Origin of the sequence: Tsukamurella pulmonis (genome assembly GCF_900103175.1) — a bacterium.
In the GTDB taxonomy this organism is placed as follows: Bacteria; Actinomycetota; Actinomycetes; order Mycobacteriales; family Mycobacteriaceae; genus Tsukamurella; species Tsukamurella pulmonis.
Map to the genome: position 1 here is coordinate 4101304 of NZ_FNLF01000002.1, position 26865 is coordinate 4128168.

Below are 26865 nucleotides of genomic sequence, written 5' to 3' on the forward strand. Positions count from 1 at the left end.
ACGACCGCATCATCCGTCCGCCAGCTTCGCCAGGACCGGACCGGCGAGCAGCAGCACGCCGCGTTCGAGATCGGTGAGGCGTTCGGTCATGGCCGCCTCGAGCCAGGCGTTGCGGATCTCCCGGTCCTCCTCGATCACGGCGCGGCCCTGGTCGGTCAGCTCGACGTACTGCCGGCGACGGTCCGCCTCGTCCCGGCGCCGGCGCACCAGGCCGGCGTCGGCGAGGGCGTTGAGCGCGGGCGTGAGGGTCTGCGCGCGGACGTGGTGCGCGTCGCCGAGTTCGGCGGGCGTGGCCGGTCCGCCGCGGTCGAGGCTGCCCAGGATCAGGTACTGAGTCTCGGTGAGCGCACCGGGGCGGCGGTGGGCGCGGATCTCGCGGCTCAGGGAGTGCACGCCGTAGCGGAGGTCGCTGACATCGGACATAGCAAGATTTTACTTCACATTTTTGCGCATTTCGCGAGTTGCACCGCGTGTTCTTCAAGCAGATACTTGTGGTCATGCGAAGTGCGTGGGGGAGATGGACAGGGCTGATCGTCGCCTCCTGCGCCCTCTCCGCCGCACTGATCGCCGTCGGCGTGCCGAGCGCGCCGCTGTTCGCCGCACTGGCGTGCGCGGTGGTCGCGGCGCTGGCCGGCCGGGCGCCGGGGCCGATCCCGCGGTCGGTGCAGCTGGGCGCGCAGGGCGTCCTCGGCGCGTACATCGGCACGCTCATGCAGGCGCACACCGTCGCGGCGCTGGGCTCGCGGTGGCCGGCGGCACTGCTCGTCGGGTTCGCGACGCTGCTGCTCTCCGTCGGCGCCGGGGCACTGCTGGGCCGGCGCCGCGACACCGATTCGATCACCGGCTCGCTCGCGCTGGTCGCGGGCGGCGCGTCCGGGCTGGTCGCGATCGCGCGGGAGCTCGGCGGCGACGAGAAGGTGGTCGCCGTCGTGCAGTACCTGCGCGTCGGCCTGGTGACGGTGTCGCTGCCGCTCGTCGCGGCGTTGTATCCGCACACGCCGGGATCCTCGTCGGTCGCCGCGGGCCCGGAGCGCGCCTGGTGGTTCGACCTCGGCTTCACCGCGCTGTGCGTGGGCGGGGGCCTCGCCGTCGGGCTGGCCACGCGGCTGCCCGCCGGCGGGCTGCTCGGGCCACTCGTCGCGTCCGCCGCCCTGTCGCTGTCGGGCGTCGCCGCGGGGGCGACGGTGCCCGCGGCGCTCGTCTTCGCCGGGTACCTGGTGATCGGCTGGCAGGCGGGCGTGGGCTTCACCCGCGAATCCCTGCGATCGATGGCGCGCCTCCTGCCGTGGGCGGTGCTGCTCATCATCGGCGTCGGGATCGGCTGCGCCGGGCTCGGTTTCGCACTGTCGGCCATGACCGGCGTCTCCGCGCTCGACGGCTACCTGGCGACCACGCCCGGCGGCATCTACGCGGTGCTCGCGGTGGCCGCGTCGTCCAACGTCGACATCACCTTCGTCGTCGCGGCGCAGCTCATCCGCGTGCTGCTGATGCTCTTCCTCGCGCCCGCCGCGGCCCGCGCCTTCCAGCGTGTCCGCTCCCGGCGCGAGGACGGCGCGCGCGAGCCGACCGGTGTGTGACGCGGGCCATGCACCCCCACGCGAACGCTGCTAACATCGCGACCATGACTGCGGGCACCCGGGAATTCGACCTCATCGTCTTCGGCGCGACGGGCTTCGTCGGCGAGCTGACCGCGCGTCACCTCGCGTGGCACGCGCCCGCCGGGGTGCGCATCGCGCTGGCCGGACGCACGCAGGCCAAGCTGGAGAAGCTGCGCACCGCGCTCGGCGACGGCGCGAAGGACTTCGGCATCGTCGTCGCCGACGTCGACCAGCCCTCCACCCTCGACGCGATGGTCGCGCGCACCACGGTGCTGTGCAGCACCGTCGGGCCGTATGCGCTGTACGGCGAGACAGTGGTCGGCGCGTGCGTCAACGCCGGCACGCACTACACCGACCTCACCGGCGAGGTGCTCTTCGCGCGCCGCTCGATCGACAAGTTCCACGAGCAGGCCGTCGCCAACGGGACGAAGATCGTGCACTCCTGCGGTTTCGACTCCATCCCCTCCGACCTCGGCACCTTCCTCGTCTTCGAGAAGGCGAAGGCCGACGGTGCCGGCACCCTCGGCTCCACCACACTGGTCATGCGCGACCTGCGCGGCGGCGCGAGCGGCGGCACCATCGCCTCCGCGATCGGCCTCGCCGACGAGGTGAGTGCCGACCGGGACGCGCGTCGCGTCGCCGGCCGCCCGCACTCGCTGAGCGTCGACCACACGCGCGAAACCCCCAAGCAGCCGGGCGATCTGTCCGTCGTGGACGCGAAGGACGTCGACCCGTCGCTCTCGGGTTCGCTCGCGCCGTTCTTCATGGCGAGCTACAACACCCGCGTCGTGCGCCGCTCGAACGGACTGCTGGACTTCGCGTACGGGCCCGACTTCTCCTACCGCGAGACGATGGCGGTGCCCGGTCCGGCGCTGGTGACGAAGGTCGCCTCGCACGTGGTGCAGGGCGCGCTGGCCGTCGGTATGGCCGCGCTCGCGATCAAGCCGCTGCGTCCGGTGCTCGACCGCATCCTCCCCGCGCCGGGCGAAGGGCCGAGCGAGTCCTCGCAGGCCAAGGGCAGTTTCCGCGGCGAGGTCTACACCCGCACCACGAGCGGGCGCCGCTACCGCGCGACCATCGGCGCGAAGCTCGACCCCGGCTACAGCGGCACCGCCGTCATGGTGGGCGAGTCCAGCCTCGCCCTCGCGCTCGACGGTGACGCCGCCCGCGGCGGCGCGCCCCTGCCCGCGCACGCCGGCGTCCTCACGCCCGCCGTCGCACTGGGCGACGCGCTCGCGGATCGCCTACGCGCGCAGGACTTCACCGTCACCGTCGATGAGCTGACCTAGGCGCTCCCGGTTCCCCGAGCCGCCGGCGCGCACACGTTCAGGCGAGCGAGAGGAACAGCTTCTCCAGCTTCTGCTGGTCCACGTTCTCCGGCCCCTCAGTGGCGATGCAGTGCTGTAGCCCGGTGGCGACGAGGGCGTATCCACTGCGCCCGAGCGCCTTGTTCACGGCGGCGAGCTGCGTCAGCACGTCCTCGCACTCCTCGCCCTCCTCGAGCATCCGGATCACCGTCGCGAGGTGGCCGTGCGCGCGCTTGAGGCGGGTGAGGATCGGCTTGGCGCCCTCGTCCGGGATCTTCACGAGGCCAGCCCGTCGAGCATGCGGCCCAGTCGATCTCGCGCATCGGCCGCGACACCGGAGAGCTCGGCCGTGCCGGTGAACTCGGGCATCACGTTCGGGTCCATGACCTCCACCAGCGAGGCCCCGGCGTCCTGCGCGGAGACGACCACGTTGCAGGGCAGCAGCGCGGCGACGCGCGGGTCCAGCCCCAGCGCCTCGTGCGCCAGCTGCGGCCGGCAGGCGCCGAGGATCACCTTCGGCGGCACATCCACATCGAGCTTGGCCTTGAGGGTCGCGCGCAGGTCGATCTCGGTCAGCACGCCGAAACCGACGTCCGCGAGGGCGGCGCGCACGCGCTCCACGGCCTCGTCGTAGGGCGCCTCGATCGTCGCACTCATCGTGAATTCCGCCATGGGTTCGTTCCTTTCGTCCGTCACCAGCGGTGCGCCACCAGTATTGCATAACCCCCCAGGGGGATGCTAGCTTCGGGGCGTGCGTATCCCCCCAGGGGGTTCATGGAAGGAGTCAGGGATGTCATCGACCACCGACGAGACGGCGCCGCACACCGCGCCGGCCGCGGAGGTCCGCGCGGCCGGGCCGCTGGGCAGGCTCGGCCTCTGGGTCGTCGGCCACGGCAAGCTCGTGGCAATCGCCTGGATCGCCGTGGTCGTGGGCCTGGGCGTCTTCGCGCCCTTCGTCGAGAAGAACCTCTCGGGCGCGGGCTGGCAGGCCAACGGCTCCGAATCGGTGCAGGCGCGCGAGCTGGCGCAGCAGCACTTCGGCGGCAACGCGAGCAGCGCCATCCAGGTGGCGGTCTCGAGCGCGGAGGGGCGTCTCGACGAGGGCGACGGTCCGCGCATCCTCACCGCCGTCACCGACACCCTGCGCGCGGATCAGCGCATCTCCCAGGTGATCCCGCCCCAATCCGGCATGACGCTGAGCGCCGACGGGCGCACCGCGATCGTCATCGGCGGCGCGGGCGCCGATCCGAACGACATGGTGCGCGCGGCGACCGACCTGAAGGACCCGCTGCACGCGCTCTCGACCGAGTCGATCGCCGTGAACCCCACCGGCTCGTCGGTGCTGTGGTCGGACTTCAACGCGGCCAACCTCGAGGCGATGCTGACCTCGGAGATGCTCTCCTGGCCGATCACCCTGGCCATCCTGGTCATCGCTTTCGGCGCGCTCGTCGCGGCGGGCCTGCCGATCCTGCTCACGCTGGCCGGGCTGGTCGCGTCCGCGGGATCGCTGGTGCTGATCAACGAGATCGTGCCCACGTCGATCTGGGCGATGAACTTCGCCATGATGTTCTCGCTCGCGCTCGGCATCGACTACGCGCTGTTCCTCGTGGTCCGCTACCGCGCGGCCCGGTTCGGGCAGAAACTGAGCCGCGAGCGCTCGATCGCGCAGACCATGGACACCGCCGGCAAGGCGGTCCTGCTCTCCGGCATCACCGTCATGGTCTCGCTCTCGGCGGTGATGATCATCCCGTCACCGTCGTTCCGCTCGGTCGCCGGCGGCATCGTGCTCTCCGTGATCTTCGTGCTCGCCGCGACGCTCACGCTGCTCCCGCTGGTGCTGTTCACGCTCGACGCGAAGATCAACCGGATCGCCCTGCCCTGGGCCAGGTTCGACACGCACCGCTCGCCCGTCTTCGAGCGCTGGGGCGCGCGGCTGTGGCGGCGTCCCGCCGTCTGGGGCGCGGGCGCCCTGCTCGTGCTCGTCGCCCTCGCGATCCCCGTCGCCGGGCTGAAGACGGCGATGCCGTCGATCGCCGTCCTCCCTGACGACGCGAGCGCCCGGCTGGGCTACACCGAGGTGCAGCGCGCCTTCGGCCCCGGCGCGCCGGGCACCCTGCAGATCGTCGTGCCCTCCGAGCACGCGGACGCGGCCGCGGCCACCCTGCGTGAGGACTCCGGGATCGCCGGCGCCATGCCCGCCGTCTCCGCCGGGGACGGCAGCGGCCTGAGCATGATCCAGGCCGTGCCCGCCGTGGGCCCGTCCGATCCGGAGCTGTCCGGCACCGTCGACCGGCTGCGGGCCGCGCTGCCCGACGACGCGCTCCTCGGGGGCGCGGCGGTGGAGAACCTCGATCTCAAGACCCAGCTCGACACCTACGCCCCCATCGTCATCGGCATCATCCTGATCCTCGGCTTCGCGCTGCTGCTGCTCGCGGTGCGCGCCCCGCTGATCGCGCTCCTCGGCACCGCCGTCAGCCTGCTCTCCACCGCGGCGGCGTTCGGCGTGGCGAAGCTGATCTTCCAGGACGGCCACGGCGCGGGACTGCTGGGCTTCGAGTCGCAGGGCTTCCTCGACGCGTGGGCCCCGGTGTTCTTCTTCGCGATGATCTTCGCCATCGCCATGGACTACACCGTCTTCCTGCTGTCCTCGGCGAAGGAGCACTGGGAGCGCACCCACGACGCCGAGGAGGCCGCGGTCGGCGCGGTCGCGCACTCGGGCCGGGTCATCTTCGCCGCCGGCGGGGTGATGGTCGCGGTGTTCTTCACGTTCGCGCTCTCCGGCCCGCTCCCGCCCAAGGAGATGGGCGTGATCCTCGGCGTCGCGGTGCTGCTGGACACCTTCCTCGTGCGGCTGATCCTGCTGCCCGTCGCCCTGCGGCTCACCGGCCGCACGGCGTGGGCGATCCCGGCCCGGCTCGACCGGGTCCTGCCGAAGATCAGCTTCGCCCACGACTGACGCCCGACCATCGACCCAGGAGCCACCATGACCGAGCCCTTCGGCGGCCTCCTCCCCGGCCCGAGCGCGTAGGGTCCGCACCATGTGCAGTCCGATCGCGTGCCGCGTGTGCGGCAAGACCACCTGGACCGGGTGCGGCTCCCACGTCGAGGCCGTCCGGGCCACCGTCCGGCCCGAGGACTGGTGTCCGGGCCACTCCGCACCGTCGGGTGCCGAGCAGCCGGCCAAGCGGGGCTGGTTCCGCCGCTAGCCGGCGCTACTGATCGATCCGTGCGAAGGGGCGACGCTCCTCGACCTCGTAAGCGAGCTCGAGGAGCGTCGCCTCCGTTCCGGCCGGACCGGCGAACTGCGCACCCAGCGGGAGCCCGGCATCGTCGAACCCGCACGGCACGGAGATCGCCGGGCCGCCCGAGACGTTGTTCAGCGGCGTGATGCCGACCATCTCGATGGTCCGGGCCATGAACTCGTCGAAGGGCAGGGTCGGGGCGAGGTGGCCGATCCGCGGCGTCGTGCTGGTCATGGTGGGCGAGAGCATCGCGTCCACGCCCCGCTCGACGAACATCCGCTCGTAGTTCCCGCGCACGCGGCGCAGGCGGGCGATCGCTCCCGGCATCGACGGTGCGCCGCGCACGCCCGACCACAGCAGGCTGCGGGTCACGGGGTCGAGCGCGGCGAAGGAGCTGCGGCCGCGCGCCGCGACGGCCGTCGCCGCCACCTCCAGCCCGGCCAGCAGGCCCCAGTAGCGCAGGAAGTCGTCGACGAAGCCGCCGTCGATCCGCAGGTCCGCCATGGTCAGCTCGACGATCTCGTGCCCCTGGTCGGCCAGGTCGTCGGCGAGCGTGCGCACCGGCGCCAGGCACGCCTCGGCGATGCCGAAGTCGGTGACCGACTCGGTGACCAGCCCGATCCGGCGCCGCCGCCCGGGCCCGCGCACGTGCCCGACCGGCGGCAGCGCGGGGTTCCGACGGTGCCGCTCCGCGGCCGCGACGTACCGCGCGGTGTCGCGCACGGTGCGCGTGAGCACGCCCTCGCAGACGATGTCGACCGGCAGCACCGCGAGCTCCGGCATCCCGGCGAGGCGGCCCCGCGTGCCCTTGAGCCCGACGAGGCCGTTCAGGGCCGCGGGGATGCGGATCGAGCCGCCGCCGTCGTTGCCGTGGGCGATCGGCAGCGCGCCCGAGGCCACGAGCGCCGCCGCGCCGGACGAGGAGCCGCCGACGGAGTAGTCGGTGTTCCACGGGTTCCGGGCGGGCGCACGGTCGGCGAACTCGGCGCTCGCCGTCATCCCGAACTCGGGCATGACCGTCGAGGCGAGGACGTTCACGCCCGTCGCGGCGAACTGCGCGCCGACCGGGCCGGAGCGCTTCGCCGGGGTGGCGGGCAGGGCCGCCGAGCCCATCGTGGTGGGCAGGCCCGCGAAGTCGGTGTTCTCCTTGATCGCCGACGGGACGCCGTGGAACGCCGCGTCCGCGGGTGCCTGCGGGCCCGCACCGCCCTCGGGCAGCCACCAGCGCACCGCCCGGGTCGCGGGGTCGACGGTGCGGATGCGCGCCGTCGCCGCAGCCGCGGCCTCGGCGACGCCGAGCGTGCCGGACGCGATCGCCTCGGCGACGCCGGTGGCGTCGAGGGTGCCGAGCGCATCGTCGGTGAAGGCGTTCGCGCGGCCGGCCGCGCGGGTGATGTCGGTGGTCATGGCTGCTCCTCCGGCGGCGGGCCGCCGAGTTTGTACAAATTTACAGAAACGGACGATAGCCCGAGTCTGCAACTTTGTACAGACTTTCTGTGCGGCCTACACTGCGGAGCGTGGAGGAGCGCAAACACCGGCGGAGCACCCTCGAGCGCAGGCGGGCGCTCCTGGATGCGACGGTCGAGATGGTCGGCGAATCGGGGTACGCCTCGGTCACCCACCGCGCGGTGACCGCGCGGGCCGGGCTGCCCACCACGTCGATCGGCTACTTCTTCGCCTCGATCGACGACCTCACCCACGAGGCGATGCGCACCTTCGTCGCGGAGGAGTTCGAGCGCCTGGACGTGCTCTCCGCCCACCTCGACGACACCTCGGCGCCGCCGGATCAGGTGATCGCCGCGTTCGCGCAGTCCACCGAGGCACGGGGCACCGAGTCCCTCGCCCTCATCGAGGCCTACTTGCGCGCGGCCCGCGATCCCGCCTCCCGCGTGGTGATCGAGGAGTACCTGCGCGCGGCCGACGCCCTGGCCCAGGGCGCCAGCGCACTGGCCGGCGCCGCGATCACCCCCGAGACCGCGCGCGGCGTGGTCGCGCTCATCAACGGATTCACGGTGATCGACTCCGCCCTTCCCGGCGCCGCCGACATCGAGGTCAAGAAGAAGGCGTTGCGCACCATGCTGATCGGCGCCCTGTTCGAGCAGGGGCAGGAGGAAGCGGCCCGCGCGCTCCGCGACGAGCACCCCGCCTGACGGGGCGCCCCGTCGTCTCAGGACGCGGCGGACGGCCCCATTCGGCCCTCGCGGTCGCCCGCGGCGATCCGGGCCGCCATCGCCTCCTGCGCCTCGCGGATGCCGGTCGCGTAGGAGGGATCGATCGCCGAGTCGAGCGCGAAGTCGAACTCGCGGCTGGTCTGCAGCCGATCCGCCGCGTCGGCGAAGCGGCCCTGGCGGCGGTAGCCCTCCGCGAGGTTGAGGTGCAGCGAGGGCATGAACCCGGCCACGCTGAGCGACGGGTGGATGGCCTGCAGTTCCGCGTCCGAGACGTGCGCCGACTCCGCGAGGGAGACCTCGTCCCACTCGACCTCGGCGTCCAGCTCCTCCTGCACGTCGGCGATGTAGTGCGCCGCGATGCAGCGCGCGGCGTGATCGGACGGATCGATCCGCGCCCACACCGCCTCGAGCTTCTGCTTGCGCTCCCCCGGCTCACCCGTCATCGCGGCGCCGAGATCGATCATCAGGTTCTCCATGCCCCGCACCCTAGACGGCGGCACCGACAGGAACGCGGGCCGCGGGCGCGGCGCGTTCGCGAGATCCCCCGGGTGGGTACTGCTAGAAAGAAACAGATGAAACGCATCCTGGTGGCGGCCTTCTCCGCGCTGTTGCTCGCCCTGACGATGGCGCCGCCCGTCCACGCCGCCGATGTGGAGGCCGCTATCGCCCGCGGCATGACGCTGGTCGGCACCGACACCTTCGGCGAGTACGGCTGCGAGGACTTCGTCGACTTCGCCTACGGCAAGACCACGGCGACCGGGATCCCGCGCGACCATGCGCGCTCGTACTACGAGGCGCTGGAGGCGAAGGGCCTCGGGCACTCCCGGTTGCCCGCGCCGCGCGGCGCGCTGGTCTTCACCGAGAGCGATTACGGCTTCCACGTGGACATCTCACTCGGCGACGGCACCTACCTCAGCGGCGGCGTCCAGGGCCTCAAGCGCGGCTACGGCGACGGCAGCCAGATCCAGGTGATCCATGCGCCGAACCCGCGCCCCTACCGGCTGCTGGGCTGGGCCCACGCGCCCTGGAAGTAGGGACCGCACCCGCCTGCTGTGCCGGGGCCACGCGCGCTGGAAGTAGGGACCGCACCCGCCCACTCACGATGTGGGCGTTCGATGACGCGGAGGCGCGCCCGCGCACCTCCGACGCAGCAGAACACGACATCGTGAGCGCCGAACCGACTACAGCAGCGCATGGCAGCGACGCAGGCGGGCCAGCCACCAGTCCCGGCGCTCCCCGACGACCTCCACCGCCGCCAGTTGTTCCTCGGTCGGCGCGACGGTGCGCACCTGCAGGGCGCCGTCGACGAGCGGGTGCTCGCCGAGGTCGGCGGTGAAGAAGCCGCCCGTGCCGAGGCCGGCGGCGTTGCCGTCCTCGATGCACGCCGCGGCGACGATGCCCGCCGAGAGCCCGACCGCGGTGTCCAGGGCCGAGGAGACGGTGACCCGCACGCCCGCAGCGGCTTTCAGCGCATCGGCGACCTTGAGCACCGCGCGGACGCCACCGAGCGGGGCCACCTTGACGATCGCGACGTCCGCGGCCCCGAGCTCGGCGACCCGCATCGGATCGCCCGCGCGGCGGATGGATTCGTCGGCGGCGATGTCGCACGCGCCGTCGAGCCGGCGCCGCACCTCGGCCAACTCCTCGACGGTGGCGCAGGGCTGTTCGGCGTAGTCGAGCGGGCCGTCGGCGACGAGGCGGGACAGCGCCTCCGTGGCCTCGTCGACCGTCCAGCCGCCGTTGGCATCGACGCGGATCGCGCCGCCGGGCATCGCCGCGCGGACTGCGGCGACCCGTGCCAGGTCGTCGGCGAGCGACTGCCCCTTCTCGGCGACCTTGATCTTCGCGGTGCGGCAGCCGGGGAAGCGCGCGAGCACGTCGGGCACCTGCTCGGCGGTGACCGCGGGGACCGTCGCGTTGACGGCGACGCCGGTCCTGCTCGGTTCCGGCAACCCGTCGTACGCGGCCTCGATCCCGGCGCGCAGCCAGTTCGCGGCTTCGGCGTCCTGATACTCCGGGAACGGCCCGAATTCGCCCCAGCCGGCGGGGCCTTCGAAGACCAGGGCCTCCCGTGCGGTGATCCCGCGGAAGCGCACCCGCATCGGCAGACTCACCACGCGTGCTGCCGCGACCAGTTCGTCGACGTCCACCATGGCCCCCACAGTAGAGTCGTTTCCGTGACTTTCAACCCGGAGCTGTGGCAGCCGATCCCCGGATTCGAGGACCTGACCGACATCACCTACCACCGGCACGTCACGCAGGGCACCGTCCGCGTGGCGTTCGACCGGCCGGAGGTGCGCAACGCGTTCCGCCCGCACACCGTCGACGAGCTGTACCGCGCACTCGATCACGCGCGACGGTCCGCCGACGTCGGCGCGGTGCTGCTCACCGGCAACGGCCCGGCGCCGAAGGACGGCGTGTGGTCGTTCTGCTCGGGCGGCGATCAGCGCATCCGCGGCCGCTCCGGCTACCAGTACGCGACGAGCCACGACTCCGACGTCGAGGCCGCGACCGCGGACGGCGTCGACGAGGCGCGGGTGAAGGCCGAGGGCGGCCGCCTGCACATCCTGGAGGTGCAGCGCCTCATCCGGTTCATGCCGAAGGTGGTGATCGCGCTGGTCAACGGCTGGGCCGCGGGCGGCGGGCACTCGCTGCACGTGACCTGCGACCTGACGCTGGCCTCGCGCGAGCACGCGAAGTTCAAGCAGACCGACGCCGATGTGGGCAGCTTCGACGCCGGATACGGCAGCGCCTACCTGGCCAAGCAGGTGGGCAACAAGTTCGCGCGCGAGATCTTCTTCCTCGGCGATGTGTACAGCGCCGAGGACATGCACCGCATGGGCGCGGTGAACCGGGTCGTGGATCACGCTGAGCTGGAGAACGTCGCGCTGGAGTGGACCGCGAAGATCCTCGGCAAGAGCCCGCAGGCGCAGCGCATGCTGAAGTACGCCTTCAACCTCCCCGACGACGGGCTCGTGGGGCAGCAGCTCTTTGCCGGCGAAGCCACGCGGTTGGCCTACATGACCGACGAGGCCGTGGAGGGCCGAGATTCGTTCCTGGAGAAACGCGCTCCCGACTGGTCCCCGTTCCCGTACTACTACTAGACCGCGTCAGGCGGGGTGAATCAGCCCCCAGTCCACAGCTGGTCCGCACCAGGCGACAGAGCCGCCTTCGTGAGCGCTGGCGGCCGAGCGGGGCCATCGAACCCGGGCACCACTTCACATTTCGGCGCCCGGGTTCGATCTGGGGTTTCTAGCGATTCGCGATGAGCCCTGACTCCGCCGCGTTGGCCTGCGCGATGCGATCCGCGGCATCAAACGGGACAGCTGAAACGAAGTACGTCTGCGGCTTGGTGTTCACGACAACCACATGGAACCGGTCCGCGCCCTACAGGAGCCCCCTGCACCTCGATGCTCGCTGTAGCACGGGTCGCCGGGACGCCGGGACGCCGGAGATGTTGGTCGGAGTGACAACCAAGCCCACGGCGCGAGCCTTATTCTTCGCGTAACCCGATGTATTCGGCGCGTTGAGCACAATCGACCGCGCCACATCCTCGCTTGTCCGACCGTCAGCTCCCGTGATCCCAAGCTCGAGACCGATGCCCAGTTCTTTCCCGGTAGCTTCACCGAGGCAGCTGTCGTGCTCTCTGCATCGGGACCAGAGACGTTCCACCCCTGCCAGCGCCGCTCGCGGCATCGACAAGGGCCCGGCTGCGATACGCCCTGGATCGGCGGAAACTGCGCCCGCCGCCAGCGCTGAACCCACTACCGTTGCAATCACCCCCCGGCAAGTCCCCGCCGAACGCTAGCGTCAATACTCATTTCAAGACCTTTCGGAAAGGTTGCTGGGGAACCATTCAGGAACATCTTCCTGAGAACGCGGAAACTCCTGTAGATCACGCTCGTACTCGTCGTCGGACGGCATAGGGCCGCCGTCCCACTTCGGCTCTGTATCGTAGTCGAAATTGTAGCCAAACTCGCCCGATGGTGTTAAGGATAGCGTACAGGTGAACCATGGTCCGCTCGGAGTCGCCATCTCGGCGCGCAGTTCATACAACCACCCGCCGATATCTATCGGAGCAGAGACGATATTAGGATCACCGTCCACTAGTGTCGCCTCACTGGCACACCCGCCGACGATTTCGAATATAAACTCCGCGCCCCGCCATTCGTCCAACGAGTTTACAGCCTCGAACAAGCTTCGCGCGGCCTGCTCCTGCAGGGAAGACACCTTTTCCGAGTCCATATCGCACCTTACTTTGCTAGTTGAAGAGTCGGCGGGTGACTGTGTTTCCGGATTCGTTAATCCAGGAGACCACGCACGAGGAGGGTCGTACTGAGTCTCCCTTGTAGGCAAGTTTGATTGTAGCATCGACCGGGTTTCCGCCGGCGATTTGCTTCGCCTATTGCCGTTCAATTTGACGGAAGGAATCTTTGCCTGCTTGGCTGAGTCCTTTCTTCATTGCAGTGATGTTGATTCCTTCTCCTGGGCCTCCGAATTGCGCGCCCCAGAGGTGTCCACCTTGGTCGCCAGGCAGACGGTCGCCACCACCGGAAATTAACTACTGATGGCCGTTGCGATCAGACTTGTTGAGACCGGAGAGGAGTCCTCGGGTTCCGGTTACGCGACCCTTAGAGTCTGTGCTGTAAATGAACTTTCCGCCGTCGACAATGTATGTGGTGTCGGACTTTGGCTTGTGAAGTTCCTTAGTCCAGTTTCCTTTTCCCCCAGAGGTTAGCTCGGCCAGGTTGCGTCCTGACTGGGCGGCTGCGTCACTCTCCGACGGTAGAGCCGCCCACGCCGCGCACGGAACCCGCTACACGCATCTATCACACGATCTCCACACCGGCACCGCCCGTCCTGAGTCGAGGCCTCAACGGGTCCGCCGCGTAGCCTGACCGCATGCAGAGCTGCATCTTCTGCGCGATCGTCGCGGGCGAGGCGCCGGCGGCCGTGGTGCACGAGACCGACGATCTCGTCGCCTTCCTGGACGCCCGGCCGCTCACGCGAGGGCACACACTCGTCGTACCGCGCGCGCATGCGGCCGGCCTCCGCGACCTCGACGGCGTCCTCGGCGAGCGGATGTTCGCGCTCGGGCACCGTCTGGCACGGGCCGCGCGCGAGGGAGGCCTCCGCGCGGACGGCGTCAACCTCGCGCTCAATGACGGCCGCGCCGCCTTCCAGACGGTCGACCACGTTCACCTGCACATGATTCCGCGGTTCGCGGGAGACAAGCGGGCCGTGCTCGGCCGGGTCCTGCGCCGCGGGCCCCGCTCGTCCGACGATGCCGCCGCCCTCCTGCGCGCGGCCCTTCCGGACTGACGCCCCGCGCGACCACCCGCGTATCGTGCTCGCATGGACGTCGATGTGGTGGTCGAGCGCGTGATTCCCGTTGCGCGCGAGCGAGTCGCGCAGTTCGCGGGTGACCCGTCGAACGCGCCGCGCTGGTACGGCAACATCCGCTCCGTCGCCTGGCGGACGGAGCCTCCGGTGCGGATCGGCTCGCGGATGGATTTCGAGGCGCGCTTCCTCGGCCGCCCGCTCTCGTACACCTACGAGGTGACCGAACTCGTCACCGGTGAGCGGATGGTGATGCGCACCGCCGACGGCCCCTTCCCCATGGAGACCACGTACACCTGGGAGCCCGTGCCCGACGGCACGCTCATGCGCCTGCGGAACCGCGGCACGCCCAGCGGCTTCGCCCGCGTCGCAGCGCCGGCCATGGCCCGGGCGATGCGGTCCGCGATGACGAAGGACCTCGACCTCCTGAGCGAGATCCTCGCCGCAGGCGAATAATTCCCTGCCTTCGGTAACGAATCCCTTCGGGGCGACCGATACTCCGGGTGTCAGCGACGACGCACCTTCGACACCGAGGAGCACTGATCACATGACCGCACGCACCACCCGCACGGCCCTGGTCGCCGGCACGTGCGCCGCACTCGCGCTGGGCGGGCTGCCCGCCGCTGCGAACGCCGACACCGTCGTCCGATTCGACGGTTGGGTCACCACCCCCGGATTCGCCGACCCGATGCCCTTCCCGACTGTCCACTACACCGGCACCATCGACGCGAAGGGCTGGATCACCGTGCGCCCCGACTGCATCAAGGGCGCACTCGGCGGTCCGAACGCGCCCTGCGTCGACAACCCCGCGCTTCGCGCGACCATCGCCACTCGCACGCTGAGCTGGTGGAACGACGGCAAGCGCTACGGCGGCGAGGTCAAGGCCCGGCCGGACGGCTCCTTCACCACGCTGATCGGCGAGAAGAAGGTGACGTTCACGGTCGGCGGGCCGGGCACCATCGGCAAGGCCGTCGCGCACTACTCCGCCTGAACCGCCTGAATCGCCCCGGACAACGGCGGTGCAGCAACGCCGACGTCAGCCGTGGGCGCGCCGATGGCGCGGCTGGTACAGGCCGATCGCGCCGCCGCCCGGGAGCGCCAGCGACGTGAGCAGGCCCCAGCCCTGATCGGTGATCGGCGCCGTTTCGACGCCCTTGGCCCGCAGGGCCGTCACTTCGGCCTCGACGTCGTCGCACATCAGATACAGCTCCTGCTTCGGCGGGCCGTCCGTGGGATGCACCGCGATCTCGGACGCGGGCAGCGGCAGGATGAGCCAGCCCTGCCCGGCGTCCACCCCGTCGACGCCGAGTACGTCGCGCAGGAACGCGCGGTCGGCGTCCGCGTCGGCGGAGTAGTGGATGATATGCGCCCCGTTGATCATCCGCTCACGGTAGCGCTCGATCTTCGGTGCGTCTCTGCGACGACACGCCGATGCCCGATCGCAGAAACGCACCGAGGCCGGCGCGACTATCGCTCGAGAACGTCCGCGGCCGCGTCGTCGGCCGGCCAGTCGGCGTCAACGGCCGCGCGCCGCGTCTCGTCGACTGCCTCGAAGCGGATGCCGAGCGCGTCCGCTGCGAAATAGGCGAAGGGGCGGCCGTCCTCGCGTCCGTCGTAGGCGAGCCGCAGGCCGTCACACGCGTTCCACCGGTCCACGGTCGAATCCAGCGACTCCGTCCAGTACCCGAGGTGGTCGAATCGCGGGCCCGATGCGCTGACGTCCCACGGACTTCCGGCCGGGCCCTCGATCAGTTCGATCCGCGGCTCCGCGGTGCTGAACACGATGCGATAGGTCCAGTCCCGGAGCCTCGCCGTCCGCGGCTCATGCCAGCGAATCCCCACGGCTTCAGCGAACGTCACCATCGCCGCGTCGAGATCCGGGACGGCGAAGGCGACGTGGTAGAAGGCGTTGGGCTGCACGCTATTCCTCGATCACCCGGAAGACGTACGTCGTGCGGCCGAGGGTGAGCTCGTCACCGTCGGAGAGCGGGTGCTGGCCGACGACGCGACGCTCTCCGACGTAGGTCCCGTTGGAGGACTGCAGATCCCGTACGGCGAAGCCGCTCACACTGCCGGTGATGACGGCGTGCTCGCGGGAGACCTTGGTGTCGTCGATGCTGATGTCGTTGTCGGGCAGGCGTCCGAGCCGCACCTCGCCGTGCACGGGGTGCTCCGTGCCGTCGGGCGCGGTGAGGGTGCCGCGCGGACCGGCACCGTCGACGGTGACGTCGGTCTCCGTCTTCTCGAAGGCGCGGGCGTCGCCGGGCTGCGCCGCGGGGCGCGCCGCCGCGAACGCGAGTTGCTCCTGCCGCAGCACCTTGCCCTCCAACTCGACGAGGGCGGGCGTCGGATCGGCGCCGAGCTCGTCGGCGAGGGTGCGCCGCAGTTCGCGCGCGGCCTCGAGGGCGTCGGCCTGGCGGCCCGTCACGTAGAGCGCTGTGATGAGCTGGCCCCACAGCGGCTCCTGCAGCGGATGCTCGGAGACGAGGCGCCGCAGCTCGCCGATGACGGAGGCGGCGCGGCCGGCCGCGATCTCGGAGTCGTACATGGCCGACTGCACGGCCGCCCGCTCCTCGGCCATGCCGATGGCGAAGTTGTCGGCGAACTGCAGCCCCCGCAGATCCGCGACGGCGTCGCCGCGGAACTCCGAGAGGGCCGTCGCGAACGCCAGCGAGGCCTGGTCGTACCGGCCGGCGGCGGCGAGCTCGGCGCCCCGTCGACGGGCGGCGTCGAACCGGCCGACGTCGGACTGCTCGGGTTCGAGGTCGAGGCGGTACGTCGAGCCGGACGTGACCAGCAGCGCGTCGAGCCCGGAACCGGCGGGTCCGCGCAGCGCCTTGCGCAATCCGCTGACGAAGACCTGCAGGCTGGCACGGGCCGAGGCCGGCGGATTGCCGTCCCAGACCTGCTCGCTGAGCGAGTCGACGGTGACGGCGCGCCCGCGGTTCATCACCAGCAGCGCGAGCACGGAACGCGGCTTGACGCCCGAGACCTCGTTGGGTGCGCCGTCCACGGAGAGCGAGACCTGCCCCAGCACGCGGATATCCAAAGACGCCATGCGCAAATAGTAGTCGGGGCGATCGCACAACCCTTCGGCGCCGAACAACGCACCTGCAAACTCCGGACAAATCCACTCTGTCCGGGGGATTCTGAGAGCGTCCTGAATGAACATCTGGTGAACGATGGTCGGAGGATCATGAACCTGCAGGTCAGGAGGATGTCGTACACGTCTCACCCGTTTGGTGGAACGCGCCCTCCGGCCTCACTATTTTCATCATGAACAGCGAACTCATCATCCTGCTGTTGGTGATTGTGACGGCGCTCGCCTTCGACTTCACCAACGGCTTCCACGACACGGGCAATGCGATGGCGACGTCCATCGCGACCGGCGCCCTGAAGCCGAAGACGGCCGTCAGCCTCTCGGCGATCCTGAACCTGGTCGGCGCCTTCCTGTCCGTCGAGGTCGCTCTCACCGTCACCAACGCGGTGATCAAGATCCAGAACAAGGACGGCTCCCCCAAGGAGCAGTTCACCGAGAACCACGGGCGCGCGCTGCTCATCATCGTGCTCGCCGGCCTCATCGGCGGCATCGTGTGGAACCTGCTGACCTGGCTGCTCGGCCTGCCGAGCTCCAGCTCGCACGCACTGTTCGGCGGCATGATCGGTGCCGCCATCGCCGCGCTCGGCCTGAGCGGCGTGGTCTGGATCGGCCACGGCAAGCTCGACGGTGTCATCGGCAAGGTGGTCCTCCCGGCGCTGTTCGCCCCGGTCGTCGCGGGCCTCGTGGCCGCGGCCGGCACGTTCCTCATCTTCAAGATCGTCGCCGGTGTCGCCGAGCGGTTCACCGAGGAGGGCTTCCGCTGGGGCCAGATCGGCACCGCCTCGCTCGTCTCGCTGGCGCACGGCACCAACGACGCGCAGAAGACCATGGGCGTGATCACCCTCGCCCTCATCGGCTACAGCGCCGGCACCCCCGAGGCGAGCGGCAGCCTGCTGTTCTGGGACGACACGCACGGCGTCCCGCTCTGGGTGAAGTTCTCCGCCGCCGCCGCGATCGCGCTCGGCACCTTCCTGGGCGGCTGGCGCATCATCCGCACCCTCGGCAAGGGCCTGATCGAGATCAGCTCGCCGCAGGGCATGGCGGCCGAGGCCTCGTCGGCCACGATCATCCTGACCTCGAGCCACCTCGGCTTCGCGCTCTCGACCACCCACGTCGCCACCGGCTCGATCCTCGGCTCGGGCGTCGGCAAGCCGGGAGCCAAGGTGCGCTGGAACGTCGCTGTTCGCATGGTCGCCGCCTGGCTGATCACGCTGCCGGCCGCCGCCCTGGTCGGTGCCGTCATGTGGTTCGTCGCCGCGAAGGTCCCCGGCCTGGCCGGCCCGCTGGTCGCCTTCGCCATCCTCTGCGCGTTGTCGGGCTACATGTACTGGCGCGCGCAGCAGCAGAAGGTCGACTCCAACAACGTCAACGCCGAGTGGGACGACGAGACCAACGCGGTCGCGCCGACCGCCGACGAGAAGATTGCGAAGGTCTAAGACATGGAAACCATCTCCCTCGCCCTCAGCGCGGTCTGGAAGGTGCTCCTCGTGGGCCTCATCCTCGGCGCCGGCCTGCCCGCCCTGTTCGCCGTCGGTGTCCGCGGTCTCGCCATCGGCAACGGCCACGAGACGGAGGACGGCTCCGTCCGCCCCCCGAACCCGCTCGGCAACGTCCTCGCGGCGATCGCCTTCGTCATCGTCGTCGCCGCCGTGCTGTTGGGCATCGCGATGATCGTCGCCTCGGGCTTCAAGTACGAGCTGACCTTCGAGAACATCTACCCGTGGTTCGAGAAGAAGAAGTAGGAGTAGGCGAATGACCACCGAGAACACGCAGGACAACGTCCTCACCCAGGTCCTCGACTGGCTCCGCGCGGGCTACCCCGAGGGCGTGCCCCCGAAGGACTACTTCCCCCTGCTGGCGCTGCTGCAGCGCCAGCTCACCGAGACCGAGGTCGACGCGGTCATCGGGCGCCTGCTCGCCGCCCGTCCCGACGAGGTGCACCGCGAGGAGATCGAGGCGGCGATCGCCAAGGTCACCCAGACCGAGCCGAGCGAGGACGACCTGCGTCAGGTCGCCGGCAAGCTGGCCGCGGGCGGCTGGCCCCTCACCGGTTTCACCAGCTGAGATAGTTCGCTTCTGCACTGTTCACGAGGCGAAGTCGGCCCTCTATCCTGTGTGCGGTAGGACCGCGACGGGATAGGGGGCCCTTCCCTATCGTCCGCACCATCCGCGCCCCGCCGGGGCGCCCGCACTGGGAGGTGATCGCCGATGAGCTCCAGCCAGGGCTTCATCGCGAGGATCGTCGATTGGCTGCGCGCCGGCTACCCCGACGGCGTCCCCACCAACGACTACCAGCCCCTGCTCGCCCTGCTCGACCGCCAGCTGACCAAGGACGAGGTCAAGGAGGTCACCCGCGAGCTGATCAACGATGTGCAGCTGACCCCGGAGGGCGTCGAGCCCATCACGCGCGTGGACGCCGGCGTCGCCATCAGCGGCCACACCCACGAAATGCCGCTCGAGAAGGACATCACCCGCGTCCGCGAGCGCCTCGAGCGCAAGGGCTGGCCCTTCAGCGACGCCCCGCTCGACCCCGACTTCCACCGCCGGGACGCGCAGTAACCTCGACCGGGTGAACCTACAGACGCTGCCGATCGACACCGTCGAATCGGCGCTGCCGCAGCTCACGGCCCTCCTGGAGGGCACCGCGCCGGCGTGGTTGCCCGTCCCCGCCCGCGATCCGCGCGAGGCGGCGCGCCTGGCGGACGCCCTGGCCGCGGGCACCCCGATCGACGAGCGCGCGGCGCTGGTCGTTGCCACCTCCGGCACCACGGGCACCCCCAAGGGCGCGATGCTCACCCGCGCCAACCTGCAGGCCAGCGCCGCCGGCACGCACGCGCGGCTGGGCGGGCCCGGGCAGTGGCTGCTCGCGATGCCGCCGCACCACGTCGCGGGAGTGCAGGTGATGCTGCGCTCCCTCGCCTCCGGGCACGCCCCGGTGGGCCTCGACGTCTCGCGCGGCTTCGATCCCGCCTCCCTCGCCACCGGCTTCGCCGCGATGACCGCGGACCGTCGGTACGTCTCCCTGGTCCCGACCCAGCTCGTCAAGGTCCTCGCCGACCCCGCCGCGACGGCGGCGCTCGCCCGGTTCGACGGGGTGCTCATCGGCGGCGCCGCCTGCCCCGCGCCGGTCCGCGAGGCCGCGCTCGCCGCCGGGATCCCGATGGTCCGCACGTACGGCATGTCCGAGACCGCCGGCGGCTGCGTGTACGACGGTGCGCCGCTGCCCGGCGTCGAGGTCCGCCTGGACGGCCCGGAGCAGCGGATCGTCCTGGGCGGCCCGACGGTGGCCCTCGGCTACCGGAACCTGCCCGCGCATCCCGCGTTCGCCGAGCCGGGGCACTTCCGCACCGACGACGCGGGCACGCTCAGCGACGACGGCGTCCTCGCGGTCACGGGCCGCCTCGACGAGGCCGTCTCGACCGGCGGCCTGACGGTGCTTCCCCAGGTCGTGGAGGCCGTCCTCGCCCGGGTGCCAGGGATCGCGGAGGTGGCCGTCTTCGCGCAGCCCGACGCGCGGCTCGGCCAGCGGGTGGCCGCTGCGGTCGTGGCCGTGCCGGGGGCGGAGGTCACCGTCGAGCTGCTGCGGGCCGCCGTGGAGGCCGAGCTGGACCGGACGGCGGCCCCGCGGGCGCTGTACCTCGTCGACGAGCTGCCGCGGCGCGGGCCGGGCAAGATCGACCGTCGCGCGCTCGCCGACCGATTCACCGAATACTGAGAGAATTCCAAAACCTCCGGTATATGGTCGGCGCATGACCTGGCGGCGCACCCTCGGACGACTGGCAGCGATATCGACCACCCTCGCGCTCGGCGCGGCACTCGCCGCCGGAGCCGCGCAAGGCGCACCGTCGACCACGTGGATGTGCCGGCCGGGCACCGCGAACCCGTGCACCCTGCCCACCGATACCACCGACCTCGGCACCGGGAAGACCACTCCGGCACGGAGGGTGACCGACGCCGAGAAGGCCGTCGACTGTTTCTACGTCTATCCGACGGTGACCAATCAGGTGGCCTTCAACGCCAATCCGGTGCGGATGCCGGAAGTGGATTCGATCGCCCGTTTCCAGGCGGCGCGGTTCGGATCGATGTGCCGGGTCTTCGCACCGGTCTACCCGCAGATCACCGTGCTCGGGCTGACGACCACCGCGACACTGCACCTCAAGCCGGTGATCGACACCGCCTATGAGTCGGTGCGCACCGCCTGGCGCGAGTACCTGGCCCGGGACAACGGCGGGCGCGGCGTGGTGCTGATCGGGCACTCGCAGGGAACGATGATGCTGCGCAAGCTGATCCGCGACGAGATCGACCGCGACCCGGCGGTTCGCGACCGCCTGGTGGGCGCCTTCCTGCTGGGCGGCAACGTCACCACGGCCGCGGGCAGCACGACCGGAGGCGACTTCGCGAACATCCCGCTGTGCACCCGTCGCGGCGAGTTCGGCTGCGTCGTCGCGTATTCCACCGACATCGTGCCGCCCGTGCTCTCCCTGTTCGGCAACACCGATCTCGACCTGCTCTCGCACACCATGGAGCTGCCCTTCGGCGCCGGGAAGCACATCGCCTGCACCGATCCCGCACCGCTGTCCGGGGAGCGGGGCCCGGTGGGCGTGACCGTGCCGAGCGCGCCGTTCTCCTTCGGGATCATCTCGGTGCTCATGGACTACACCACCTTTCCGGACGGGATGCCGACGTCGGCGAGCACGTGGACGGTCAGCAAGGGACGGGGCGTGGGCCGCTGCGAGGACGTCAACCGCCACAGCATGTACCGCATCAGCATGACGGTGCCGCAGGCGATCAACGAGTTGCCACTGTTCAGTACGCATCTGCTGGACATGAACTTCGGCCTGGACCGGCTGGTGTCGATCGCGGCACAGCAGTCCGCGGCGTGGCGAGCCAGGTGAGCCGAGCAAAAGCTACAACCGTGTAGAATTCCGTCTGGACCGATGCCCGAACGGAAACCTAGGATGCCCCCGTGAAGCAGAACATCGCAGCGCAGACCCCGCTGCTCAGCCCCCGCGACGTCGACTTCCTGCTCTACGAGTGGCTGAACGCGGAGGAGCTGACCAAGCGCGACGCCTTCGCGGATCATTCGAAGGAGACCTTCGACGCCGCTCTCGACCTGGCCGCCGACATCGCGGTGCAGAAGCTGTCGAACCACTACAAGCTCGCCGACGCGAACGAGCCGACGATCCAGCCGGACGGCACCGCGAAGACGCTGCCGGAGACCAAGGCCGGGCTCGACGCGATCAACGAGGCCGGGTTCACCTTCGCCGAGCTGCCCGCCGAGGAGGGCGGCATCGGCCTGCCGTCGCTGATCAGCAAGGCCGCGTTCGCGTGGATGCAGGCCGCGAACGTCTCCACCACCGTCTACTCGGGCCTGACCCTGGGCAACGGCAACGTGATCCGCTCCTTCGGCACCGACGAGCAGAAGCGCCTCTTCCTCGAGCCGATGATCGAGGGCCGCTTCACCGGCACCATGTGCCTCTCGGAGCCCGACGCCGGTTCCGCGCTCGCCGACATCAGCGCGAAGGCCGAGCCCCGCGAGGACGGCAGCTACGCCATCACCGGTACGAAGATGTGGATCACCGGCGGCGACCACGAGATGACAGAGAACATCGTGCACCTGGTGCTCGCGAAGGTCCCCGGCGCGCCGGACGGCGTCAAGGGCATCTCGCTGTTCATCGTGCCGAAGTACCTGGTGAACGACGATCAGTCGGTGGGCGAGCGCAACGCCGTGAACCTGGTGAGCCTGAACCACAAGATGGGCAACAAGGGCACCACCAACTGCCTGCTCTCGCTCGACGGTGCGACCGGCTACCTGGTCGGCGCGGAGAACCGCGGCCTCGTGCAGATGTTCCAGATGATGAACGAGGCGCGCGTCGCCGTCGGCCTCGCCTCGTCGGCGATCGGCTACACGGGCTACCTGCAGTCGCTGGAGTACGCCAAGACCCGCGTGCAGGGTCGGCCGGTCACCGCGCCGACGGGGCCGCAGGTCCCGATCATCGAGCACCCCGACGTGCGCCGGATGCTCCTCGCGCAGAAGAGCTACGTCGAGGGTGGGCTGGCGCTCGCGCTCTTCGGGGCGCGCCTGGTCGACGACGCCGCGACGGCACCGTCGGAGGAGGAGCGGACCGCGGCGGCGCAGCTGCTCGACCTGCTGACCCCGATCATCAAGAGCTGGCCCAGCGAGTGGGCCACCCGCGCCAACGACTACGCGCTCCAGATCCACGGCGGCTACGGCTACACGCGCGAGTTCAACGTCGAGCAGCTCTACCGGGACAACCGGCTCAACGCGATCCACGAGGGCGCCAAGGCGATCCACGGCCTGGACCTGCTGGGCCGCAAGGTGCCGCAGCACGGCGGCGCCGCGTTCGGTGCGCTGCTCGGGCGGATCGAGGCGACGGCGGCGCGCGCGGAGAAGCACGAGGAACTGGCGGCGCACGCCGCGGCGCTGCGGGCGGCGTCGCAGCGGGCCGTCGAGGTCACGATGACGCTCGGCGGGTCTGGCGATCCGTCGCTCTCGCTGGCGAACGCCACCTCCTACCTCGACGGCCTCGGCCACGTCGTGGTGGCGTGGCTGTGGCTCGATCAGGCGCTGGCGACCTACCGCGAGGACGGCACCGCGCAGTCGGAGGCCTTCTACCGCGGCAAGCGGGCGGCCACGCAGTACTTCTTCGTCTACGAGCTGCCGAAGGCGCACACCGAGTTCGACCTGCTCGCGAAGCTCGATCGCACCACGCTCGACCTGGACACCTCCGTCCTGTAGCGACTGCATAGGCTGGGTGCATGGCAACCGCAGCGCAGTGGCTCGAAGGGGCCCGGCCCCGTACGCTCCCGAACGCGATCGCCCCGGTGATCGCGGGCACGGGGGCCGCGGGCTTCCTCGGTGAGGCGGTCTGGTGGAAGGCGCTGCTTGCGCTGGTGGTGTCGTTGTCGCTGATCATCGGCGTCAACTTCGCCAACGACTACTCCGACGGGATCCGCGGCACCGACGACGACCGCGTCGGGCCGCTGCGGCTCGTCGGCTCCGGGCTCGCCTCCCCCGCCGCCGTGAAGCGGGCCGCCTTCGCGTGCTTCGGGATCGGCGGCATCGCGGGTATCGCGCTGTCGCTGACCTCGGCGCCGTGGCTGATCCTCGTCGGCCTGGCGTGCGTGGCCGGGGCCTGGTTCTACACCGGCGGCTCCAAGCCGTACGGATACCTGGGCTTCGGCGAGATCGCGGTGTTCGTCTTCTTCGGCCTCGTCGCGGTGCTGGGCACCGAGTTCGTGCAGGCCGGGCGGGTGGACGTGGCCGGCGCTCTCGCGGCCTGCGCCGTGGGCTCCTACAGCTCGGCGGTGCTCGTCGCCAACAACCTGCGCGACATCCCCACCGACCGCGAGTCCGGCAAGATCACCCTCGCCGTCCGGCTCGGGGACTCCCGCACCCGCGTGCTGTTCGCCGTCCTCGTCGCCGTGCCGACGGTGCTGGGCCTGGCCCTCGCGGCCGTCGCCACCCCGTGGGCGCTGCTCTCCCTCGCCTCCGCGCCGCTCGCCGTGCGCGCCGCGCTGCCGGTGCTCCGCGGCGGCCAGGGCCCGGCCCTGATCCCCGCTCTCGCCCAGACCGGCCTCGCCATGCTCGTCTGGTCCATCGGCGCCGCGATCGGCCTGTTCCTGGGCGCGTAACGCTCCCGATCCGCACTGGTACGCGCGCGACCTGATCACGTAGTCGATCGGGCGAGCCATGCGCGCCGCGCATACCCTCGATAATCGCAGTTCAAAGCACATTTTCGGCTTCGAGTCCATGCGTGGGACGCATGGCCTGCCATCCGCAGGGAGACCGCCGCCGCCATCGCCACCATTCTCGTCAGTGGGCGGCGGTACCGTCCCGGCATGTCGGACATCGAACGTTTGCGGGTGGTGGCGACGGTGGCCCGCACGCACAGCATCAGCGAGGCGGCCCGGGCGCACGGCGTCGCGCAGTCGACGGTCACGCGGTCGGTGGCGAAGACGGAGGAGCTCGTGGGCTTCCCCCTGTTTCGGCGCACCGCGGAAGGCGCGCATCCGACCACGGGCGCACGGTCCGCGATCACCCTGATCGAGTGCATCGTCGGCGGTTTCGACGAGCTGCGGGCGCTCGGCGCGAACCGCCCCGCAGCGTTCCGCCTCGCCCACCGCGCGGACCTGCCGGTCCCCGCCCGCCTCGAGGACACCGTCGCCCTGTGGAACCGCGACAACACTCCCACAGTGGAGCCGATCGTCGTCGAAGATCCGGTGGCGGCGGTCCGTGCCGGCGACGCCTCGTTCGCACTCGTGACCAACAGCGGTCCGCTGCTCCCCGGCCTGGAGACGGTGATGGTGCGGGTGACGCGCCTCGAACGCATCGAGCTACTGCACCTTTCCGAGCCGCCCACCGAGGCGGCCGCGTTCCTCGCCCGCGTCTGATGTGCGCACGAGCGCTCTCCCATCGGGCCATGCATCCGACGCATGGCCCGATCGCACGAAAACCGCCACTGAACAGGGAGGATTCAAGCCATGCGTGGCGCGCATGGCCTTCCGAACCGACTACACGCCCCGGCCCGGCTCGCCCGGTCCGGAGCCCCCGGACCCGAGGTGCGGCCTACTCCCGCCAGGTCCCGTCGGCGAGGAAGCGCTCGACGGTGAGCGTGGGCGGGAGGAGGTCGAAGCCCTTGGACTCGACCCAGGCGTCGTCGAAGTAGGTGTCGAGGTAGCGATCGCCGCCGTCGGCGAGCAGGGTGACGACGCTGCCCGAGCGCCCCTGCCGCACCATCTCCGCGATCACCCCGAAGGCGCCCCACAGGTTGGTGCCGGTGGAGCCGCCCACGCGGCGGCCGAGCAGCGCGGAGGCGATGCGGGCCGCGGCGATCGAGCCCGCATCGGGCACGCCCACCATGCGGTCGACGATGTCCGGGATGAACGAGGGCTCCACGCGCGGGCGGCCGATGCCCTCGATGCGCGACGACTGTCCCGTCTCCACCGTGCAGTCGGCGGACTCGAAGCCCGGCAGGAAGCTGGAGTTCTCGGGGTCGACGACGCACAGCCGCGTCGCATGCCGGCGGTAGCGGATGTAGCGGCCGATGGTCGCCGAGGTGCCGCCGGTGCCGGCGCCGACCACGATCCACGCCGGCTCCGGGTGCTCCTCGAGCGAGAGCTGCGAGAAGATCGACTCGGCGATGTTGTTGTTGCCGCGCCAGTCCGTCGCGCGCTCGGCGTGGGTGAACTGATCCATGTAATGGCCGCCGCTGTCGCGGGCCAGGCGCGCGGCCTCGGTGTAGACCTCGTCCGCGCGGTCCACGAAGTGGCAGGTGCCGCCCTCACGCTCGATGAGCGCGACCTTGGCGGGCGAGGTGCTCCGCGTCATCACCGCGACGAAGGGCAGTCCGAGCAGCTTGGCGAAGTAGGCCTCGGAGACGGCGGTCGAGCCCGACGACGCCTCGATCACCGTGGTGCCCTCGCGCACCCAGCCGTTGCACAGGGAGTACAGGAACAGGGACCGGGCCAGACGGTGCTTCAGGCTGCCCGTGATGTGCGTGGTCTCGTCCTTGAGATACAGGTCGATCCCCGGAACGCCCGCACCGTGCGCCCACTCCCCCAGCGGGAAGCGCAGCAGGTGCGTATCGGCGCTGCGCCGCGCGTCGGCCTCGATGAGGCGCACGGCGTTGTCGACCCACGACCGGTCCGAGGACCGGTCGCAGACCACCGTCATTCGTCCACGCCCTGCAGGCGCCGGCGGAAGTCGTCGCGCTTCTCCTTGCGGGCCTCGTCGATCACCGCCGCGCTCTCGTTCACGCTCGTGCGCAGCTTCTTGCCGAGCACCATCGACAGCGGCAGGGAGATCACGAGCGCGAACAGGAACACCGGGATCGGGGGCACCTCGTCGAGGAAGAGCATGCCGATTCCGTAGAGCAGGGCGAACACGACGACGACCAGCCCCAGGCGGAACGCCGTATACAAAACAAGGGCGCGCGCGAGGGTCCGCTTCGCGGTACTCGTATCGGTCATGAACACGAGCCTACCCTCGTCCGAAATACGACTTTACCAATTCTTGGCACTCGGATAGAGGTTCGAGTACTCGGGCAAATCGCTGCATACTGGGCATCATGACCACCGCACATC

General features: G+C 70.6%; 31 protein-coding genes. 19 read left to right on the forward strand and 12 right to left on the reverse strand.

All coding sequences use genetic code 11. The features are described 5' to 3' along the window. Nucleotides 1-9 precede the first annotated feature (9 nt). Nucleotides 10-423, reverse strand: coding sequence for a MarR family transcriptional regulator (locus tag BLQ62_RS20215; RefSeq protein ID WP_068527814.1), 414 nt, complete (start codon nucleotides 421-423; stop codon nucleotides 10-12). A 74-nt stretch (nucleotides 424-497) separates the two neighbouring features. On the opposite strand from BLQ62_RS20215, the gene BLQ62_RS20220 reads away from it, so the two are divergent. Then, a complete protein-coding gene (locus BLQ62_RS20220) occupies nucleotides 498-1577 on the forward strand; it encodes an AbrB family transcriptional regulator (RefSeq protein ID WP_068564687.1) in 1080 nt (359 codons plus the stop codon). 44 nt (nucleotides 1578-1621) lie between these two features. After that, complete coding sequence (locus tag BLQ62_RS20225; protein WP_082756217.1) at nucleotides 1622-2887, forward strand: saccharopine dehydrogenase family protein; 1266 nt, start codon at nucleotides 1622-1624, stop codon at nucleotides 2885-2887. Between the two features lie 37 nt (nucleotides 2888-2924). Here BLQ62_RS20225 and BLQ62_RS20230 read toward each other — a convergent pair whose 3' ends face one another. Together BLQ62_RS20230 and BLQ62_RS20235 are read right to left on the reverse strand one after the other, a co-directional pair. Next, nucleotides 2925-3185 (reverse strand): metal-sensitive transcriptional regulator, encoded by a 261-nt coding sequence (locus tag BLQ62_RS20230; RefSeq protein ID WP_068527802.1) that lies wholly within the window; start codon nucleotides 3183-3185, stop codon nucleotides 2925-2927. Continuing rightward, a complete protein-coding gene (locus BLQ62_RS20235) occupies nucleotides 3182-3577 on the reverse strand; it encodes a DUF302 domain-containing protein (RefSeq protein ID WP_068527799.1) in 396 nt (131 codons plus the stop codon). The genes BLQ62_RS20230 and BLQ62_RS20235 overlap by 4 nt, the downstream gene beginning before the upstream one ends. A 118-nt stretch (nucleotides 3578-3695) precedes the next feature. On the opposite strand from BLQ62_RS20235, the gene BLQ62_RS20240 reads away from it, so the two are divergent. Next, entirely contained in the window at nucleotides 3696-5861 is a 2166-nt protein-coding gene (locus BLQ62_RS20240; protein ID WP_068564370.1) for an MMPL family transporter, read from the forward strand. Nucleotides 5862-5943: 82 nt separating this feature from the next. Then, the gene (locus BLQ62_RS23935) at nucleotides 5944-6111 is read left to right on the forward strand and encodes a hypothetical protein (RefSeq protein ID WP_165824444.1); all 168 of its coding nucleotides are present in this window, start codon (nucleotides 5944-5946) and stop codon (nucleotides 6109-6111) included. A gap of 6 nt (nucleotides 6112-6117) precedes the next feature. On the opposite strand, the gene BLQ62_RS20245 is transcribed toward BLQ62_RS23935, so the two are convergent. Next, nucleotides 6118-7554: an amidase gene (locus tag BLQ62_RS20245; protein WP_068564368.1), complete on the reverse strand. Its 1437-nt coding sequence runs from the start codon at nucleotides 7552-7554 to the stop codon at nucleotides 6118-6120. 110 nt (nucleotides 7555-7664) lie between these two features. Here BLQ62_RS20245 and BLQ62_RS20250 point away from each other — a divergent pair, with 110 nt between their 5' ends. Next, nucleotides 7665-8297, forward strand: coding sequence for a TetR/AcrR family transcriptional regulator (locus BLQ62_RS20250; protein ID WP_068564366.1), 633 nt, complete (start codon nucleotides 7665-7667; stop codon nucleotides 8295-8297). A gap of 17 nt (nucleotides 8298-8314) precedes the next feature. On the opposite strand, the gene BLQ62_RS20255 is transcribed toward BLQ62_RS20250, so the two are convergent. After that, nucleotides 8315-8794, reverse strand: a complete 480-nt coding sequence (locus BLQ62_RS20255; protein ID WP_068564363.1) for a hypothetical protein — start codon at nucleotides 8792-8794, stop codon at nucleotides 8315-8317. Nucleotides 8795-8890: 96 nt separating this feature from the next. Here BLQ62_RS20255 and BLQ62_RS20260 point away from each other — a divergent pair, with 96 nt between their 5' ends. Then, nucleotides 8891-9352 carry a C40 family peptidase gene (locus tag BLQ62_RS20260; RefSeq protein ID WP_068564362.1) on the forward strand — a complete coding sequence of 154 codons (462 nt, stop codon included), beginning with the start codon at nucleotides 8891-8893 and terminating at the stop codon, nucleotides 9350-9352. A gap of 147 nt (nucleotides 9353-9499) precedes the next feature. Here BLQ62_RS20260 and BLQ62_RS20265 read toward each other — a convergent pair whose 3' ends face one another. Continuing rightward, on the reverse strand, nucleotides 9500-10471 hold the full coding sequence (locus BLQ62_RS20265) for an o-succinylbenzoate synthase (protein ID WP_068564360.1): 972 nt from the start codon (nucleotides 10469-10471) through the stop codon (nucleotides 9500-9502). Between the two features lie 24 nt (nucleotides 10472-10495). Here BLQ62_RS20265 and BLQ62_RS20270 point away from each other — a divergent pair, with 24 nt between their 5' ends. Then, entirely contained in the window at nucleotides 10496-11422 is a 927-nt protein-coding gene (locus BLQ62_RS20270; RefSeq protein ID WP_068564358.1) for a 1,4-dihydroxy-2-naphthoyl-CoA synthase, read from the forward strand. A 718-nt stretch (nucleotides 11423-12140) separates the two neighbouring features. On the opposite strand, the gene BLQ62_RS23560 is transcribed toward BLQ62_RS20270, so the two are convergent. Next, on the reverse strand, nucleotides 12141-12548 hold the full coding sequence (locus BLQ62_RS23560; RefSeq protein ID WP_170842926.1) for a hypothetical protein: 408 nt from the start codon (nucleotides 12546-12548) through the stop codon (nucleotides 12141-12143). A 672-nt stretch (nucleotides 12549-13220) separates the two neighbouring features. Here BLQ62_RS23560 and BLQ62_RS20275 point away from each other — a divergent pair. The 3 genes from BLQ62_RS20275 (at nucleotide 13221) to BLQ62_RS20285 (ending at nucleotide 14649) form a co-directional block, all read left to right on the forward strand. Then, nucleotides 13221-13640 (forward strand): HIT family protein, encoded by a 420-nt coding sequence (locus tag BLQ62_RS20275; protein WP_068527771.1) that lies wholly within the window; start codon nucleotides 13221-13223, stop codon nucleotides 13638-13640. A 33-nt stretch (nucleotides 13641-13673) separates the two neighbouring features. Continuing rightward, a complete protein-coding gene (locus tag BLQ62_RS20280; protein ID WP_068564356.1) occupies nucleotides 13674-14114 on the forward strand; it encodes an SRPBCC family protein in 441 nt (146 codons plus the stop codon). 91 nt (nucleotides 14115-14205) lie between these two features. Beyond that, nucleotides 14206-14649, forward strand: a complete 444-nt coding sequence (locus BLQ62_RS20285) for a hypothetical protein (RefSeq protein WP_068564355.1) — start codon at nucleotides 14206-14208, stop codon at nucleotides 14647-14649. 45 nt (nucleotides 14650-14694) lie between these two features. On the opposite strand, the gene BLQ62_RS20290 is transcribed toward BLQ62_RS20285, so the two are convergent. From BLQ62_RS20290 to BLQ62_RS20300, 3 genes are all read right to left on the reverse strand, one after another. Continuing rightward, complete coding sequence (locus tag BLQ62_RS20290; RefSeq protein WP_068527762.1) at nucleotides 14695-15039, reverse strand: VOC family protein; 345 nt, start codon at nucleotides 15037-15039, stop codon at nucleotides 14695-14697. Between the two features lie 86 nt (nucleotides 15040-15125). Next, entirely contained in the window at nucleotides 15126-15578 is a 453-nt protein-coding gene (locus tag BLQ62_RS20295; RefSeq protein WP_068564353.1) for a VOC family protein, read from the reverse strand. A gap of 1 nt (nucleotide 15579) precedes the next feature. Next, entirely contained in the window at nucleotides 15580-16716 is a 1137-nt protein-coding gene (locus BLQ62_RS20300; protein ID WP_068564352.1) for a BTAD domain-containing putative transcriptional regulator, read from the reverse strand. 218 nt (nucleotides 16717-16934) lie between these two features. Here BLQ62_RS20300 and BLQ62_RS20305 point away from each other — a divergent pair, with 218 nt between their 5' ends. From BLQ62_RS20305 to BLQ62_RS20345, 9 genes are all read left to right on the forward strand, one after another. Further along, nucleotides 16935-18194, forward strand: coding sequence for an inorganic phosphate transporter (locus BLQ62_RS20305; protein WP_068564350.1), 1260 nt, complete (start codon nucleotides 16935-16937; stop codon nucleotides 18192-18194). A 3-nt stretch (nucleotides 18195-18197) separates the two neighbouring features. Further along, complete coding sequence (locus tag BLQ62_RS20310; protein ID WP_068527750.1) at nucleotides 18198-18500, forward strand: hypothetical protein; 303 nt, start codon at nucleotides 18198-18200, stop codon at nucleotides 18498-18500. Between the two features lie 10 nt (nucleotides 18501-18510). Beyond that, nucleotides 18511-18822, forward strand: coding sequence for a DUF3349 domain-containing protein (locus BLQ62_RS20315; RefSeq protein WP_068527744.1), 312 nt, complete (start codon nucleotides 18511-18513; stop codon nucleotides 18820-18822). A gap of 144 nt (nucleotides 18823-18966) precedes the next feature. Further along, complete coding sequence (locus BLQ62_RS20320) at nucleotides 18967-19317, forward strand: DUF3349 domain-containing protein (RefSeq protein WP_068564348.1); 351 nt, start codon at nucleotides 18967-18969, stop codon at nucleotides 19315-19317. A 10-nt stretch (nucleotides 19318-19327) separates the two neighbouring features. After that, nucleotides 19328-20473, forward strand: coding sequence for an o-succinylbenzoate--CoA ligase (gene menE / locus BLQ62_RS20325; protein WP_068564346.1), 1146 nt, complete (start codon nucleotides 19328-19330; stop codon nucleotides 20471-20473). Between the two features lie 34 nt (nucleotides 20474-20507). Beyond that, a complete protein-coding gene (locus BLQ62_RS20330) occupies nucleotides 20508-21653 on the forward strand; it encodes a DUF3089 domain-containing protein (RefSeq protein ID WP_068564344.1) in 1146 nt (381 codons plus the stop codon). A gap of 71 nt (nucleotides 21654-21724) precedes the next feature. Next, nucleotides 21725-23518, forward strand: coding sequence for an acyl-CoA dehydrogenase (locus BLQ62_RS20335; RefSeq protein ID WP_082756215.1), 1794 nt, complete (start codon nucleotides 21725-21727; stop codon nucleotides 23516-23518). Between the two features lie 20 nt (nucleotides 23519-23538). Then, nucleotides 23539-24414: a 1,4-dihydroxy-2-naphthoate polyprenyltransferase gene (locus BLQ62_RS20340; RefSeq protein ID WP_068564342.1), complete on the forward strand. Its 876-nt coding sequence runs from the start codon at nucleotides 23539-23541 to the stop codon at nucleotides 24412-24414. 207 nt (nucleotides 24415-24621) lie between these two features. Continuing rightward, the gene (locus tag BLQ62_RS20345; protein ID WP_068564340.1) at nucleotides 24622-25173 is read left to right on the forward strand and encodes a helix-turn-helix domain-containing protein; all 552 of its coding nucleotides are present in this window, start codon (nucleotides 24622-24624) and stop codon (nucleotides 25171-25173) included. Nucleotides 25174-25348: 175 nt separating this feature from the next. Here BLQ62_RS20345 and cds1 read toward each other — a convergent pair whose 3' ends face one another. Both cds1 and BLQ62_RS20355 read right to left on the reverse strand, forming a co-directional pair. Further along, entirely contained in the window at nucleotides 25349-26455 is a 1107-nt protein-coding gene (gene cds1, locus BLQ62_RS20350; protein ID WP_068564338.1) for an L-cysteine desulfhydrase Cds1, read from the reverse strand. Continuing rightward, nucleotides 26452-26751, reverse strand: a complete 300-nt coding sequence (locus BLQ62_RS20355) for a DUF4229 domain-containing protein (RefSeq protein WP_068530215.1) — start codon at nucleotides 26749-26751, stop codon at nucleotides 26452-26454. The genes cds1 and BLQ62_RS20355 overlap by 4 nt, the downstream gene beginning before the upstream one ends. Between the last annotated feature and the right edge of the window lie 114 nt (nucleotides 26752-26865).